Origin of the sequence: Parolsenella sp. LCP21S3_E11, from assembly GCF_052118165.1 — a bacterium.
In the GTDB taxonomy this organism is placed as follows: domain Bacteria; phylum Actinomycetota; class Coriobacteriia; order Coriobacteriales; family Atopobiaceae; genus Parolsenella.
In genome coordinates, this window is sequence record NZ_JBQKHS010000006.1 from 109,107 (window position 1) to 125,378 (window position 16,272).

General features: G+C 59.5%; 13 protein-coding genes and 1 tRNA gene. 13 read left to right on the forward strand and 1 reads right to left on the reverse strand.

The features are described from left to right. Positions 1–98: 98 nt before the first annotated feature. Positions 99–175 (reverse strand) — tRNA-Arg (locus ACTQ1Z_RS06855). A gap of 168 nt (positions 176–343) precedes the next feature. Between ACTQ1Z_RS06855 and ACTQ1Z_RS06860 the strand changes: the two genes are divergently transcribed. From ACTQ1Z_RS06860 to rpmA, 13 genes are all read left to right on the forward strand, one after another. Then, complete coding sequence (locus ACTQ1Z_RS06860; RefSeq protein WP_441859797.1) at positions 344–2,767, forward strand: HAD-IC family P-type ATPase; 2,424 nt, start codon at positions 344–346, stop codon at positions 2,765–2,767. Further along, a complete protein-coding gene (gene acnA, locus ACTQ1Z_RS06865; protein WP_441859799.1) occupies positions 2,757–5,432 on the forward strand; it encodes an aconitate hydratase AcnA in 2,676 nt (891 codons plus the stop codon). The genes ACTQ1Z_RS06860 and acnA overlap by 11 nt, the downstream gene beginning before the upstream one ends. Continuing rightward, positions 5,429–6,418 (forward strand): zinc ribbon domain-containing protein, encoded by a 990-nt coding sequence (locus tag ACTQ1Z_RS06870; protein WP_320679286.1) that lies wholly within the window; start codon positions 5,429–5,431, stop codon positions 6,416–6,418. Before acnA ends, ACTQ1Z_RS06870 begins: the two co-directional genes overlap by 4 nt. 192 nt (positions 6,419–6,610) lie before the next feature. Next, the gene (locus ACTQ1Z_RS06875; protein ID WP_441859801.1) at positions 6,611–7,156 is read left to right on the forward strand and encodes a peptidylprolyl isomerase; all 546 of its coding nucleotides are present in this window, start codon (positions 6,611–6,613) and stop codon (positions 7,154–7,156) included. Positions 7,157–7,178: 22 nt separating this feature from the next. Beyond that, the gene (locus tag ACTQ1Z_RS06880) at positions 7,179–8,678 is read left to right on the forward strand and encodes a tetratricopeptide repeat protein (RefSeq protein WP_320679288.1); all 1,500 of its coding nucleotides are present in this window, start codon (positions 7,179–7,181) and stop codon (positions 8,676–8,678) included. A gap of 66 nt (positions 8,679–8,744) precedes the next feature. Beyond that, the gene (locus ACTQ1Z_RS06885) at positions 8,745–9,788 is read left to right on the forward strand and encodes a rod shape-determining protein (RefSeq protein ID WP_293814557.1); all 1,044 of its coding nucleotides are present in this window, start codon (positions 8,745–8,747) and stop codon (positions 9,786–9,788) included. A gap of 10 nt (positions 9,789–9,798) precedes the next feature. Further along, positions 9,799–10,806, forward strand: coding sequence for a rod shape-determining protein MreC (gene mreC / locus ACTQ1Z_RS06890; protein ID WP_441859803.1), 1,008 nt, complete (start codon positions 9,799–9,801; stop codon positions 10,804–10,806). A gap of 10 nt (positions 10,807–10,816) precedes the next feature. Next, positions 10,817–11,377: a rod shape-determining protein MreD gene (gene mreD, locus ACTQ1Z_RS06895; protein ID WP_441859805.1), complete on the forward strand. Its 561-nt coding sequence runs from the start codon at positions 10,817–10,819 to the stop codon at positions 11,375–11,377. A 3-nt stretch (positions 11,378–11,380) separates the two neighbouring features. Next, positions 11,381–13,417 carry a penicillin-binding protein 2 gene (mrdA, locus tag ACTQ1Z_RS06900; protein ID WP_441859807.1) on the forward strand — a complete coding sequence of 679 codons (2,037 nt, stop codon included), beginning with the start codon at positions 11,381–11,383 and terminating at the stop codon, positions 13,415–13,417. A gap of 11 nt (positions 13,418–13,428) precedes the next feature. Next, positions 13,429–14,646 (forward strand): FtsW/RodA/SpoVE family cell cycle protein, encoded by a 1,218-nt coding sequence (locus ACTQ1Z_RS06905; RefSeq protein WP_320679294.1) that lies wholly within the window; start codon positions 13,429–13,431, stop codon positions 14,644–14,646. Between the two features lie 12 nt (positions 14,647–14,658). Next, positions 14,659–15,513, forward strand: a complete 855-nt coding sequence (locus ACTQ1Z_RS06910) for a hypothetical protein (RefSeq protein WP_320679296.1) — start codon at positions 14,659–14,661, stop codon at positions 15,511–15,513. A gap of 66 nt (positions 15,514–15,579) precedes the next feature. Continuing rightward, complete coding sequence (rplU, locus tag ACTQ1Z_RS06915) at positions 15,580–15,936, forward strand: 50S ribosomal protein L21 (RefSeq protein WP_293814563.1); 357 nt, start codon at positions 15,580–15,582, stop codon at positions 15,934–15,936. 42 nt (positions 15,937–15,978) lie between these two features. Beyond that, complete coding sequence (rpmA, locus tag ACTQ1Z_RS06920; RefSeq protein ID WP_293814564.1) at positions 15,979–16,236, forward strand: 50S ribosomal protein L27; 258 nt, start codon at positions 15,979–15,981, stop codon at positions 16,234–16,236. Positions 16,237–16,272: the final 36 nt, after the last annotated feature.

A 16,272-nucleotide genomic window follows, 5' to 3' on the forward strand; every position in this document is an offset into this window, starting at 1 on the left:
TGATGGTACTACAGCGTCAGATTGGAACTTCGCGCGAAACAGAGATGTAATGACCGCATACAAGAAAGGCCCCGTGACAGGGGCCCTGGCTAAACAAATGGTGCTCTCTGTGGGATTCGAACCCGCGACCTTTCGCTCCGGAGGCGAACGCTCTATCCAGCTGAGCTAAGAGAGCATGCGACGCTATGCGCGTGTGCGAAAGAGAGTATAGGGCATGTAGCGCAATTCGGCGGGGATGGCTGCCTGATTCTTCAACGTTTCAAGTATGTAAGTGTTTTTAGCTTTCGATTTATGTGACTCGCTAGTCCGTACAATAAGAACTTACGGATTATTGAGCGGAGGCATGATTACACTGGGTACGGAAGATTTCGATATCGTCGCACCTGAGTTCAGGGGTCTTTCTTCGGCCGAGGTCGAGGACCGTGTCGCCGACGGTCGCGTCAACGCTGACGCTGGTCCGCAAACTAAGACCATCCCTCAGATCATTGCGACTCATGCGTTCACGCTGTTCAACGGCATCAACATCATCCTTGCCTGTCTGGTGGTGTACACGGGCGCCTGGCGCAATCTTACGTTTCTTTGCGTCGTGCTCTCTAACCTCGCTATCGGCGTTGTCCAGGAGATCCGCTCCAAGCGGACCATCGACAAGCTCTCGATTCTGGCGGAGTGCCCCGTCACGGTTCGTCGCGATGGTGGGGATGTCGAAGTCGGGCATGCCGAGGTCGTTCTCGATGACCTGCTCGTTTTGCGACGCGGTGACCAGGTCTCTGCTGACGCCGAGGTTGTTTGGGGAGGGGCTGGCCTTAACGAGAGCCTGCTGACAGGCGAGAGCAAGCCTGTTGCCAAGTCGATTGGCGACAGGCTCATGAGCGGTAGCTTTCTTGACTCAGGTTGCGTTGTTGCGCGCGTGACGGATGTTGGTGCGGATTCCTATGCCGCTCGCATAAACGCCGAGGCCAAGTACATCAAGAACACCAAGAGCGAGATCTTGGCGACGCTCCAGATGATCATCCGGACGTCTACGTGGCTCCTCGCTCCCATCGGCCTTGCCTTGTTTATTCGCACGCTTAAGGATGGATATGGCCTCAATGACGCGATTCTTACTACGGTGTCTGCGCTTGTTGGCATGATCCCGCAAGGTCTCGTTCTTCTCACTTCCACGGTTCTCGTCATCTCTACTGCAAGGCTTGCGAGGAAGAGCGTTCTCATCCAGCAGTTCTATTGCATCGAAATGCTCGCCCGCGTCGATGTTCTCTGCCTTGATAAGACCGGAACCATTACGTCTGGATCCATGGACTTCGAGCGCGCCATTGGCGTGTCAGGTCACAGCTCCGCCGACGTCGAGTTTGCGGCCGCGTGTGTTAGCCGTGCTAGCAGCCATGACGCCAACGAGACGGCTACCGCCATCCTTCGCCATGCTGATGAGATGAGCATCGACACTCCGGATTACCAGCGCGTCGTGGGCTTTTCGAGTGCGCGCAAGTATTCCGGGTGCGTTACCGCTGATGGCCGAGCGCTGGTCATGGGCGCGGCGCAGTTCGTGTTTGCGGGCGGCGTGCCCCGGGAGATTTCCTCCGCGCTCGCTTCTGCGGGCGAGAGGGAGCGCGTGCTCGTTCTCGCGGAGTGCGATGGTTTCGACGGCGAGGACGCAATTCTTGGTGTCCCTAGGCCTCTCGGAATCATCTCCATTTCCGACCATATTCGAACGAATGCTCCTGCAACGATTAAGTACTTCACGGAGCAGGGGGTGCAGCTCAATGTTATTTCGGGCGACGACCCCCGCACGGTCTCAAGCATTGCCGCCGAAGCTGGCGTGCCCGATGCAGACAAGTGGGTTGACGCCTCGACGCTCGTAACTCCCGAGGACGTCAAGCGCGCGGCGCTAAAGTACCGCGTGTTTGGTCGCGTGACCCCCCAGCAGAAGCGCGAGCTCGTCCTTGCGCTTCGCAGGTCGGGCCATACCGTGGCAATGACGGGCGACGGCGTGAATGATGTTCTGGCGCTTCGCGAGGCTGACTGCTCTGTCGCCATGGCATCTGGGTCCGACGCGGCTCGCAATGTCGCCGAGGTCGTTCTTGTGGATGACGACTTCGCTCATATGCCTGACGTCGTCGCGGAAGGACGCCGTTCAATCAACAATCTCGAGAGGTCCGCCTCGCTCTTCCTCGTCAAGACCGTCTTCTCCGCCGTTCTGGCCATTCTATGCGCCTTCATTCCTCCTTATCCGTTCCAACCGGTTCAGATGTCGCTTATCTCGACCGCAATCATCGGCATACCGTCCTTCGTCCTGGCCCTGGAGCCCAACCGTGAGCGTGTGAGGGGTAACTTCCTCGGCAACGTGCTCGCTCGTTCTGTGCCCGCGTCCCTCGCGATCGTTCTTGCCGTGGGCGTAGCCTCAGGGTTCTTGGAGCATTTCGGCCTAACGCGCGATCAGATCTCCACCGTGTGCGTGGTCCTGACGTGCCTGGTTGGCTTCAGTCTCGTCGTTCGAATCTCTCTGCCGCTCAACTCGCTTAGGGGCGCTCTACTTGCCGTCGTCGTTGCCATCGTTGTATTTGGCTGCACTATCGCGGGCCCGTTCTTCTGTATCGTCTCTCCGACGTCTGGAATGATCGTCGCGATCGCTTCCATCGGAGTGGTCTCGCTTCTCCTCTTCAACTACCTCTTCAGCCGTGGTGTTGCTCTTGCCACGGAGGACGAGGGCTACGCGCGTTTCATGAATGCAATCGAGAATAGTGACAAGGGACGTGATGCTCATGACAAGTGAGACCTTTGCCAGTGCCGTTGTGGCGGCAAGGAATCCTAAGACCCTCGATGTATCTGGCATTAGCAGGGGCTATATCGACGTTTCTGGCATCCCCGGAGCATCTGAGCTTCCCGCTTGTCTTCTCATGCTTCTCGAGAACGTCGTTAGGCGAGCCGAGACTGACGAGGCGGCCATCGCTTCGGCCGAGCGAGTTCTTGCGGCTGCCCGCTCCGGCTCGGCTGGTGACGAGGTCATGTTCACGCCCGCCCGCGTCCTTTTCCAGGACTTCACCGGCGTTCCGGTGTTTGTCGACTTTGCCGCCATGCGTGACGCCATGGCGGCGCGTGGGGGAGACCCCTCGCGCGTGAATCCTCGCATTCCCTGCACGCTTATCATCGATCATTCCGTTGCCGCCGATGTCTCGGGCTGTCCGACTGCCGCCGCCGAGAATCTCGCTATCGAGGCGAAGCGCAACCGCGAGCGCTTCTCGTTCCTCAAGTGGGCTGGGCGCTCGTTTGACAACGTCGAGATCGTTCCGCCAGGCGGAGGCATCTGCCATCAGCTCAACATCGAGCGTTTCTGCCAGGTCGTCTCCACTGATGCCCTTTGGGAGGGCGAGGGCGAGCTTGCGTGCTTCGACACCGTCGTCGGCACGGACTCTCACACCCCCACCGCAAATGGTATCGGCGTCCTTGGCTGGGGAGTCGGCGGCATCGAGGCCGAGGCGGCGGCCCTCGGCCAGCCCATCACCATTCGCGTCCCCGAGGTCGTCGGTCTTCATCTGACGGGTCGCCTGCGTGACGGCATCTCGGCTATGGATCTTGCCCTTACGGTTGCTCAGAGGCTTCGCGCCGAGGGCGTCGTGGGTTGTCTCGTCGAGGCTTTTGGTGAGGGTGTTTCCACGCTTTCCGTTACTCAGCGCGCTTGCGTATCCAATATGACGCCTGAATACGGCGCTACCTCTACTCTGTTCCCGATCGACAACAACGTTCTTGACTATCTGCGCCTTACTGGTCGCGATGACGCGGAGATCTCCTTTGTCGAGGCCTACGCTCGAGCGCAGGGCGTCTTCGGCGGCGTTAGCGGCCGTACCTATGCGCGCGTGGTCGAGCTCAACCTCTCTGAGGTCGAGCTCTCGCTCGCTGGTCCTTCGAGGCCTCACAACCGCGTGACGCCCGCGGATCTCAAGGCTCGCTTCGAGGAGAATGCCGCCAAGCACGGCCATGGCGATGCCGCCGCAACCTGGCGCGTTACTTGTGCCCATGGCGCGGAGCATGACCTTGGACACGGCACGCTCGCCATTGCCGCCATCACCAGCTGCACGACGGCGACAGACCCGGCGATGATGGTCGCCGCCGGCCTCACCGCCCGTGCCGCCCACAAGGCGGGTCTTAAGGCTAAGCCCTGGGTCAAGCGTATCCTTGCGCCTGGCAGCCATGCCGCGGCGGATATTCTCAAGCGCGCGGGCCTCCTCGGCGACCTTCAGGCGCTTGGCTTCTATACCTGTGGGTTTGGCTGCATGAGCTGCATCGGTAACTCCGGAGATATCCTTCCCGCTCTCAAGCCGATCGCAGCCGACTGCGAGCTTACGAGCGTCCTCTCTGGCAACCGCAACTTCGACGGTCGTATCTCTCCCGATGTGGCACAGAACTTCCTCGCGCAGCCCGCGGTTGTCGTGGCCTATGCGATTGCCGGCACGATGGACGTCGATCTTACGGTCACGCCGCTCGGTACGGACGCATCTGGCGCTCCCGTCATGCTTTCTGACATCCTGCCGTCTACCGAGGAGATCGACGCCGTTCTTTCTGAGGTCCTTACTCCAGAGGTCTATTCCCTCGGTATGAAGGGCCTTATGGAGGGAGATGCCACGTGGCGCTCTATCGAGGCGTCGGCGACTGACACGTTCAGTTGGGACGAGATGTCGACTTATGTACGCCGTCCGCCCTATTTCGAGATGGCTCAGTCCCAGCAGGAGTTTGGCATTTGTGGAGCGCGTGCCCTTGCCCTCTTTGGGGATTTCGTCACCACGGATCACATCTCTCCGGCAGGCGCGATCGCCGCTGATTCTCCTTGCGCGCGCTATCTTAACGAGCGAGGCGTTGAGCAGGCAGATTTCAACACCTATGGTGCCCGTCGAGGCAATCATGAGTGCATGGCGCGAGGAACCTTCGCCAACGTGAAGCTCGAGAACAAGCTTGCCGGCCGTCCTGGTCCCTTTACGCTTGACCAGCTTTCTGGCGAGGTCGTGAGGGTATTTGACGCCGCCGAGGATTACAACCGTGCCGGTGTGCCCCTCGTCATCGTCGCTGGCCGTATGTATGGCTCTGGTTCGAGCCGCGACTGGGCGGCAAAGGGTCCGATGCTTCTCGGCGTGCGCGCGGTGATAGCCGAGAGCTTCGAGCGCATCCATCGCTCGAATCTTGTCCAGATGGGCATGCTGCCTCTCGAGTTTGTCGAGGGGGAGGGCGCTTCCTCGCTTGGGCTTGATGGCACCGAGGCGTACGAGATTGACGCCGTCGACCTCTCGTCGGGTCTTCCCGCGAGCCGTACCACCAACGTTCGAGCCACGAAGCAAGACGGTACGGTTGTCGAGTTCTCTTGTGTCGTGCGCGTAGATACCGCCCTTGAGGGTAGATTCCTCGCATCCGGCGGCATTCTTCCCTATGTTCTTGAGGAGCTTTCGTGATTTGTCCTTCTTGCGGGTCCGTTATACCTGACGGGCTCTCTGTCTGCCCAGCTTGTCACGCGGACCTTGCCATGACTCGCGTGATGCCCAAACTTACGGGTACCTGGTGCTCCTCCTGCGGCGCGCTCGTGCCCGCGGGAGCCACCACGTGTCCTAAGTGCGGCATGCCGGTCGATGCGTCTCGCGTTAACTCGGCCGCAGAGCAGATGGAGCATAGGCGTGCCGAGGATCGCGCGCTCGAGCGCGAGCGCACGTCCTCGCTGCCGCGTATTGAAAGCGCCATTCCTTCGGAGCCTGATCCCTCGGCAGAATCTGCCTATGGCCGCGAGAGGCTGCCTCACACGAAGGTTTTCGCTCTCGCCGCCATTGCGAGTTTGCTCCTTGTCGGTGGTCTTACGCTTGTCATTACTCATCCGTGGAACCCCAACCTGAATGACACTCGCGCGACGACGCCGGCGGACACCTCGCAGGCAGGTTTCCCCGGTACGATATCCGCCTTGCAGGGCCAGGATAAGGTTTCTGGTGCGACGTCGGCCGAAAGCGCCGACGACCTGACATACAACTCGCTCCTCTCGGCTTATGAGAGCCTTAAGGATATTTCGGACAGGGCGGATGACCTTGAATCGAGACTCGACACCACGGGTATCTCGGGTTCTTCTGAGGATCGCTCCGCTGCCCTTGAGGAGGCAAAGCAGCTTTCGCTTGACGCCAGCAACGTGGCGACGACGATTTCTAACATTGATGTGGTGACGACGGGTACCTATGCGGACCAGAGGACTAACGTCTCTACGTTGGCAAGCTGGCTCAGGAACCGCGTCGAGGCTATATATGACGCATGGGAGGTCTCTGCAGCTTCCTCTGATCCGGCTGCCGATAAAAGCAAGATTCTCGCTCCCATGGTCGGGAACAGGGAGTCTGATGGCTCTGAGGCATACGTCAATTTGTTCAAGAAGAACTATGACGCGTGGAAGCCGGTGCAGAGATAAAAGCGGCCTTTTGGGTCCTTCAAAATAGTGTCCGCTAGAAGCGTCCGAGGAGGCTTATATGTTTCTTCGGGCGCTTCGCGTCTCAATGTGGCGTGCCGAATGTGTGAACAGTCTCTCGTGCTGCTAGAATCATCTAGATAGATTTGTTTGAATTCGCGCTATATGGCGCGCGTCCACATGCATGGAGGCCACATGTTCGGTATGCCCGATCCTCTCTACACGCCCGAGTATGTCTGCGCTGGTGATGAGGTTGCTACCGTAGTCACTTCGAAGGGCACGATTCGCGTGCGTCTTGACGCCGAGGGTGCTCCCATTCACGTAGCCAACTTCTGCGAGCTTGCCATGAGCGGCTATTATGACGGGCTCAAGTTCCATCGCTACGTGCCCGGGTTCGTCATTCAGGGCGGCTGCCCTAACACCCGTGACATGACTTCTGACGAGGTCGCTCGCGGTATGCGTGGCCCTGATGGCCAGCCGGGTACTGGCGGCCCTGGCTATCGCATCGTCCATGAGTATAATACGAATCCTCGCAACAGCCACGAAGATGGCGCCCTTGCGATGGCGCGCTCGTCTAACCCGGATTCTGCTGGCTCGCAGTTCTATTTCTGCCTTGGCGCCCAGCACATGCTCGATAATGACTACACGGTTTTCGGCCAGACCATCGAAGGCCTCGATGTCATTGGCGCGCTGCGCGCGGGTGACGACATTGAGTCCATTCGCATTAGTCACGAGGCCTAGAACCCCAAGGGACGGATGACCTATGAATACCGAAGCTTTCAGGATTGCCAAGGACTCTTACCAGCGTGGCGATTGGGCTGGAGCTGCCAGCGCTCTTGCGAACGCCAAGTCCTCCGGTGAGGCCTTTGGCGAGGCCGACCACCTTCGTGGCAATGCCCTTATGAAGCTCGGCCGTTATGCTGAGGCCGCAGCTGCGTATGCGGAGGCACTCTCTGACGCCGCATACGGCCATGTCGGCGCTCTTAACTGCAACCGTGGTCGTGCGCTTGTCGCCGCTGGTCAGGATGACGCGGCCCTGGCGTGCTTCCAGGCTGCGGTGTCTGACCCCAGCTATCCCACGCCGTACAAGGCGTATCTTGCCCTTGGAAAGCTGTTCGAGAAGCGCGGCCTCGTCGTTGAGGCTGCGAGTGCCTGGCGTTCTGCCGCGATTGACGAGCAGAATCCCGATCCGGCCCAGTCTCTCGTGAAGCTTGGCGCCTGCTTTATGCAGCTCACACGACCCAACGATGCCATTGATGCATATCGTACGGCCCTCGATTTTTCTACGAGTGCTAGCACGGGCGCCATCAACGCGGAGCTCGGCCAGGCCTACATGGCTTGCAACAAGATCTCAGAGGCCGCGGATGCGTTCAACCATGCGGCTGCTGATTCCAACTACACCCTTACGCCTGAGCAGCAGGTTGCCTTCTCTGCTGCTCAAAGGGCTCTCTCTGCCGCGGCGGGTTCTGGCCCCTCCGAGACCGATCAGATGCTCGCCAATGCCGGTTATGGCAACCAGGGCCTAGTCGGCGCGGACCAGTCTGGATCCCAGGCTGTCGTTAACCAGGGCTACTCTCAGGGTGCGGCATATGATCCACTGGACCCGATGGGCCGTTCCGGCGAGTTCATTCCGAGTCCTGAGGATACGGGCTTCTTCTCCGTCACGGAGGAGGACCTCATGAAGGCCGATCGCGACGATCGCAAGATGCGTCGCAAGCACAATCACCGCGGTCTCAAGGTGGTCCTGTTCATCCTTCTTCTTCTCGCCATTCTTGGTGGCGTTGGTGGCTTTGCCTACTATAAGGGCTATGGCTGGCCCACCCAGGAGGCCGTAGTTTCTGACATGTTTAGCGCCGGCGCTTCTGGCAGCGATATCGCTCCCTACCTTTCGAGCTCTATCACCGATGACGCTCGTAAGGACATCGAATCCATCATGCCTCGCGGTGCTACTTGCAGCGTTTCCGGTGTCGATCGTTCTATGGCTCAGAGCACGGTCCTCGTTAACGCCAGCCTCGCCTCGAGCGGTAACCAGTCTTATTCTGTCTCTCTCGCGCGTGATGGCTTGGGTTGGAAGGTAACGGGCGTTAAGCTCACCTTTGCTTCCCAGGGATCCAGCTCTGATGCTGCGAGTGGTTCGCTTGCGACCACCGTTAGTGACGGAGAGGTGGCTCCTGACGACTCAAGCGTCTCCACTGGCGCCGCTGCGTCCCAGGGGGCCTCGACGGAATCCAGCGCGGAGACCACTGAGGTGTCTGCCCAGTAAGCTTCTGGGTATTCTTGCAGCAATAGTCCGAGCGGCAAAGTTGCCGCCAAGTTAGGAATTGGTGCCATGTCGTTTTTTGACTCCATATTTGGCGAGTACGGTGGCGATCTTGCCATTGACCTCGGCACGGCAAACACGCTTGTCTCCGTGCGTGGAGAGGGCATTGTCATCAATGAGCCTTCCGTGGTCGCCATTGACCAGAGCGAGGAGCGCGTCCTTGCCGTCGGTGCTGACGCCAAGCGTATGGTCGGCAGGACGCCCGGCTCCATCACGGCCATTCGTCCCCTCAAGGACGGCGTTATTTCCGACTTCGATGTTACCGAGGTAATGCTTCGATACTTCATCGAGAAGGCATCAACGCGTCGTTACCCCTGGAGTCCTCGTCCCCGCGTTGTCGTCTGCGTCCCCTCCGGTGTTACTTCCGTCGAGAAACGCGCCGTTTTTGAGGCCACCATTCAAGCGGGCGCTCGTCAGGCATTCCTCATCGAGGAGCCGATGGCCGCTGCCATTGGATCCAACCTGCCCATCGAGGACCCGACGGGCACCATGGTCGTCGACATCGGTGGTGGTACGACGGAGGTTGCTGTCATCGCTATGGGCGGCATTGTCGTCTCGCAGTCGATTCGCACTGCAGGGGACGAGTTTGACCAGGTCATTCTCGAGCATGTTCGCGATGCCTACAACCTTTCCATTGGTGAACGCACGGCTGAGGATATTAAGATCAAGGTCGGTTCTGCCGCGCCCCTTAAGGAAGAGCTTGATGTTGAGGTCAATGGTCGCGACGTCATGAGCGGTCTGCCTAAGACCGTTCGTATTGAGTCCGAGGAGATTCGTCGGGCGCTTGATGCCCCTCTTGACCAGGTCACGAAGGCTGTCAAGGATGCCCTTGACGTTACTCCGCCTGATCTCGCGAGCGATCTTATGTACTACGGAATTATGCTTACCGGTGGCGGTGGCATGCTCCGCGGTCTTGATCAGCGCCTTCGCGAGGAGACGGGTGTTCCCGTTAACGTGAGCCCCACTGCCCTCGAGAATGTCGTTCTTGGTTGTGCGAAGGTCCTTGAGGCCAATGCTCTGTCCGGCGGTTTCGTGCAGAGTTCTGGTAAGTAGGGAATTGCCGATGGCTCAGCGCTTTTCTGCCCCCAGCTCATCTCTTGGGCGCGGGTCCTCCTCGGGGGTCCCGCGCTCGCTTGTTGTCCTTACCGTCGTGTCGCTCCTCATGTTTGTCGTCGGGGCGCGCGAGGGTGATAGCGGCGTGCTTCATGGGATTCGTGGCGTTTTCCAGGCCGTGGCTTCGCCCGTGCGCGTCGTGGGCTCATTCGCCGCCTCTCCCGTCTCTGGCATCGGCAACGTCGTTGGCAATCTCACTGCAGACTCCGAGACCCTTTCGGAGCTGCGGGACGAGAATGAGCAGCTCAAGGCCCAGGTGGCCAAGCTGTCTGAGTATGAGCAGCAGGCGAATACCCTGACGGAGCTTCTCCAGCTTAGGAACGAGTACAGCCTGACATCCACCGCGGCTCGCGTCATTGCCCAGTCGAGCGACTCGTGGACTTCGACCATCACCATAGACAAGGGGTCGACCTCTGGCATCGCCGTAGGCATGCCCGTAACAAGCTCTACGGGTGTGATTGGCCAGGTCAGCGAATGCGGCCCTTCGACGGCAGTTGTCCGCCTTATCACCGATGAATCCTCCGGGGTTTCCTGCATGGTTCAGTCGAGCCGCGCGCAAGGTCAACTTGTCGGGTCGGCGGATGGGACCCTTCGTCTGACGCTTGTTCGTTCCGATCAGCAGGTAGCCACAGGAGACACGATCATCACGAGTGGCCTCGGCGGCGTTTATCCTCGTGGTCTGCCCGTCGGCACCGTGACGAACGTAACCAAGTCCTCTGGCGCTCTCTATTACGATATTTCTGTCGATCCCCTGTGTACTGTTTCAAGCCTAGAAGAGGTCCTTGTCATTACCTCGATTAACGATGACCAGCAGGCGAGTGCGGAGGATACGGCGTCGGCTAACGACCAGGATAAGGCGGTTACCTCTACTTCTGCCGCCACGGCGTCTGCCACAACAGATGGTTCCGCAAATAGCGATGACGGTTCTAGTACTGACGGCGATTCGAGTGGGGAATAGGGGGGTAAGCATGATCGTCAACGATACTGGTAAGAACAAGCGTCTGGCCATCATCCTTGCCATCGTCCTCGCTGTTCTCCAGATTGGTTTCGTCCCCAACGTTGCCCTCCTTGGAGGCCGCGCCAATCTCGCCCTCGTTCTCGTTGCTTGCGTGTGCCTTGGGGGTAGCGTCAAGATGGCCCCCGTGGTCGGCTTTGCTTCTGGCGCCTTCTATGACCTCGCGGGATCGGGTCCCATTGGGCTCATGGCTCTCATTCTTACCATCGTGGGGTTTGGTCTTGCGGCGATGGGCCGTAGCCGCGTTGCCGATGACCTGGTCGCGTCAATCACGTTGTTCATTCCCGTGACGCTGCTCGTGAATGTCGTTTATGGCATCGTCATTCTCATTTTTGGTCAGTCGAGCTCTCTCGTCGACGCACTTTTCTTGCGTGCTCTGCCTGGGTCCGTTCTCGACGTGCTCGCCTTCCTTATCGTCGCGGTCATCCTGTCTCGGTCGAGTGCTCCCGCCTCCGGCCTCGGTAAGGGCAAGAGCTCTCATCGCGGCGCGCGATTTTCCACGAAGGGTCTGTAGACGATGACCTCGGCTACTCTTGCTCTCATTTTCATAGTCATCATTGCCGCTGCCGTAGCGGTCGTGCTCGTCTTGCTCCTACACTCCGGTTCCTCCTCCCTTAAGTTTGATATCGGTGGCCAGGCGCCGCGTGCGGCCGGCGGTAATGACGCCAGTCCCGATAAGATGTTCAAGCGTCGCCTCATTGGCCTGGGCATCTTCTCTGGGGGCGTCATCGGCGCTCTGCTTGCGCGTCTCTGGTCCATGCAGATTGTCGGGTCCGACGACTACTCGCGTCAGGCGGAGTCGAACCGCACGCGCACGGTCACCTCGTTCGCGCCTCGCGGGCGCATCCTAGACCGCAACGGCGTCGAGCTCGTCACCAATCGTCCGAGCCTCACCGTCTGCGCCCACGCTGAGGTCGCGGACGATGACATCGAGCTCAACTTGCTCGCGGCTGTCCTCGGCATGCCCTCGATGGCAGCCAAGCGAAGGGCTACGGACTCCTCGCAGAGCGCTCAGAGCGCGCGCACCATATGCATCGACGTTCCTCGTACTACCGTTGCTTACATTCAGGAGCATGCGGACGTTTTCCCCAACGTGACTGTTGAGCAGCGCACTCAGCGCTCTTATCCGCAGGGCGAGGTTTGTTGCCACCTACTTGGGTATACCGGCACCGTGACGGAGGACCAGATCAACGCCTCCAAGACCTCGAATGCTGGTATTACGTACGAGTCCGGTGACACCACCGGCCAGGCTGGTATCGAGTATCAGTACGAGGAGGTGCTCCAGGGAGTCCGTGGCGAGCAGACAGTCTACGTCGATGTTCACGGCAATGTGACCGACTACTCCACCTCCGTCCCGGCGGAGGCGGGTAGTGACATTATGCTGACCATCGACGTCGACGTGCAACGCATGGCCGAGGAATCGCTCGCCAGGATCATCAAGAAGCAGCGCGATGGGGGCATCGAGAGCTGTAAGTCCGGAGCCGCCTGCGTGGTCGACGTTACCAACGGCGAGGTTATCGCCATGGCTAGCGCCCCCACCTTCAAGCCCGAGCTGTTCGTGGGCGGCATCTCCCAGGACGATTGGGACGCGCTCTCTGCCGACGAAGCGGCGAACCCTCTCATGAACCGTGCGGTCGCCGGTCAGTTCGTTGCCGCCTCCACCATCAAGCCGCTCACGACGTTCGCCGCCCTTGACTATGGTGTCGCAGACGCCGGCTCGAGCTACGTCTGCAACGGCTGGTGGACGGGCTTCGGCGAGGCTAACGGCAAGTGGTGCTGGGACCACGACGGCCATGGGGCGATTGACCTGAGGAACGGCATCACCTACTCCTGTGACGTCGTCTTCTACGAGATCGCGAAGGCCTTCTACAACCTCGACGAGGACAAGCAGGACGGAATGCAGGAGACCTTCCGCAAGTGGGGCCTCGGCTCGCAGACGGGAATCGACCTTCCCAGTGAGGCTTCCGGGCGCGTTCCCGACGCGGAGTGGAAGTGGAACTACTTCACGAGCTGGTCCGACGCGGATCGAAAGTGGAACGGCGGCGACTACACGAACATCGCCATCGGCCAGGGCGATATCCTCGTCACACCCCTCCAGATGTGTTGCGCCTACATGGGCATCGCCAACGGCGGCACCATCTGGACTCCGCATGTCCTCAAGAGCGTGCTCGGCCGCGGCGACACCTCTTCAGCGCGCGACTACACGCCCAAGGTCCACCTCGAGCCCAGCGAGCCGCAGGCGAGCTTCGACCTCGTGCACTCGGGACTCGAGGGAGTCATTTACGAGGAGAGCGAGTCGATGACGGCCCATTTCACCAATATGACCACCCGCGTTGCGGGCAAGACCGGCACGGGTGAGCATGGCAACGAGGAGCCTACGAGCTGGTTCTGCTGTTACGCCCCCGCGGATAACCCGAAGTACGCTGTCTCCGCCGTCATTGACAACGGCGGCTACGGTTCGGTCTCCGCGATGTACGTCTGCCGAGACATACTCGGCCAGCTCTTTGGAGAGCCTGATACTAATACGACCGAAGTCAGCGACGGAACTAGGTAGAGGAGGGGAAGATGGCTCAGAATTCTGCTGGTGGCGTTGGTTTTGGTTCTATCGTCTCATCTCTATTCGGAGGTGACGCCGGCAAGAAGCCGGGGGCTGCGCACGCGCGCATGCCGGGCAAGGGCGGCATGCTCTCCGAGATCTATTGGGCTAACCTAATTCCTGCGCTTCTGCTCATTGCCTATGGGCTCGTGGTCGTTTGGAGCGCGTCCCTATCCAATGCCTACGCCTCTCTGCCGAGACAGGCTGTTGGAGCCGCACTTGGTCTTGTCGCGGCTGCATTCGTGTGGCGCTATGACTATCGAGCCTTAGCAAATATGAGTACGTGGCTTCTTGTGATTGACGTCGTCCTCATGCTGTCCCCGCGTATCCCCGGACTAGCGAGCGCTGCTAACGGCATGACCGGATGGGTTAAGTTGGGTCCCTTGCGCTTCCAGCCGTCAGAGATTGGCAAGCTCGTCACCATCTTCCTCATGGCATCTCTTGCCGCGCAGTATAACGGGCGCATCAAGGAGCTTCGAGATTACGTGAAGCTTTGCGGCACGCTGCTTGTTCCCTTTGCCGCGATTATGGCGCAGCCTGACCTTGGCACGGGTCTCATCATCGTCGTGACGGGTGCTGCGATCATCATCTGTGCCGGAGCGAAGCGGGAATGGGTTCTCGTCACGCTCGCGATGTTCGTCGCGGGCTGCGCGTTGATCATTTTCTGTTCGATAAATTTCCATTTTCCGCTCAAGCAATATCAGCTCAATCGCCTACTCGTGTTTGCGGATTCCAGTCTTGAGTCCACGAGCGCTGGCTATAACCTCCAGCAGGCAAAAATCGCCGTTGGATCCGGCGGTCTCTTTGGCAAGGGCGTTGGGGCGGCCACTCAGTCTGCTGGTGGCTTTCTTCCGGAGAACCACACTGACTTTATCTTCGCCCGTCTTGCTGAGGAGTTCGGATTCGTTGGCGCCGTTGCCCTGCTCGCTCTCTATGCCTGGCTCATCTATTCGGCTCTTGCCCTTGCGATGCGCGTCGATGCCCCGTTTGCGAAGCTCGTGCTTGCCGGCGTCATTGCCATGTGGAGCTATCAGTTGCTTCAGAATGTCGGCATGTGCATTGGCATCATGCCAATCACTGGTATCCCACTGCCATTCGTTAGCTATGGATCCACTTCTATGGTTATTCAGGTTGCATCGGTGGGCATCGTGCAATCCGTCTATCTGCACCGTACGAAGTCGGCCTAAGGAGGGCGTCTTTTGGCAAAGGTCTCAGACATTCCATTTGGCGCCGTAAGGCAGGTTGTTGATGGCGCCCGTGCCGCCGAGAATTCTCGTCGGTCTTGCGTTCGCGTGTCTATTGAGCTGGAGGAGGGGGCTCCGTCCGAGCTCGTCTGCTCGCTGCGCGACGCTCTTATGCCCCGGACTGCGACTGGCCTCGTCCACGTCGAGGTAGTGCGTCCCGGTGCTCCTGTTCGTGTCAACCCGGATTGTGACCTCGCCATTGTCGTCGCGGGTACTTCCGGGATTGCCGCGGAGGTCTCAAGGGCGTTCACTTCGATGGCGGTGCCGTGCGCCATAGTCGTCGAGACAAGCGTCGAGGCACCCGAGCCCCATGAGGTTTCAGGCGCCGCTCTCATTGCCGCCACGTCGACCGATGCCATGCTTGAGAAGTTGGCGACCTGGATGGCGGAAGCATGTCACGCTGACATCGCCCTCGCGACTAACTTCCCGTTTGTCCGTCATGCCGTTTCGCTCGCTTGCGTTTCGAGGCGCTGTGCCCAAAATGCGGCTATCTCGATTCTGCCTTTGAGTGGCGGCGCAGAAATGCCGCTGCTCACCGCCAATCAGGCTCTTATGGCGCTAGACGTCGCCGGCGCTCACGGCTGCGGTGTCAGTTCCGGGCGGGTTGCAGACATTGCTTTCGTCGTGGCGAGCGCTTTCGCTTGTCGAGGCATAGCTCGTTATTTGAGTAAGAATCTTCCCGGTTTGGGCTTTCTCGTTCGTCCCACCGTCGCCTTTGGAGGCACCGCCGCTGTCGGACGGGCGCTTATCGCTAGATATGAGGCGGAGAAAGCGTGGAAAGCCCGTCAACAACCGCATTTTTGTCGTTGACGGTACCTATTTCCTAGCGTATTATTTCCAACTGTTGCACTCACCACAGCAATGAAGGGCTCTCACATGTACGCAATCATCACGACTGGTGGCAAGCAGTATAAGGTTGCCAAGGGCGACGTCTTCGACGTCGAGAAGCTTGATGCGCAGCCTGGCGACGAGGTCAAGCTCGACGTTCTGATGCTCAATGACGGTAAGACGGTCCTCGTCGACTCCGCCAAGCTTGCCAAGAAGAAGGTTACCTGCAAGGTTGTCGACCAGCACAAGGGCGCCAAGCAGCTCGTCTTCAAGTTCCAGAAGCGCAAGCGCCACTCTGTCAAGAAGGGTCACCGTCAGAACCTCACTCGTCTTGAGGTCTGCAGCATGCCCCGCATCACCTCGACGGCCAAGAAGGCCGCCACGACCGAGGACGCTGCCGAGTAGCGCGCGTTCCCTTAGTTTCGACTAGATAGGCAGGTACCATCAATGGCACACAAGAAGGGTCAGGCTAGCTCCCGTAATGGTCGCGATTCTGCGGCTCAGCGCCTTGGCACCAAGGTCTTCGGCGGCCAGTCCATCAAGACCGGTCAGATTATCGTTCGTCAGCGCGGCACGCACATCACGCCGGGCGAGAACGTCGGTCGCGGCAAGGACGACACCCTGTTCGCCCTCACCGACGGCACCGTCGAGTTTGTGAAGGGCGCCAAGCACCGCGTGCACGTGCGTCCGGCTCAGGAGGCTTAAGGGCTTCCTCGACCCAATTTGGGCAGCAAAGGACCC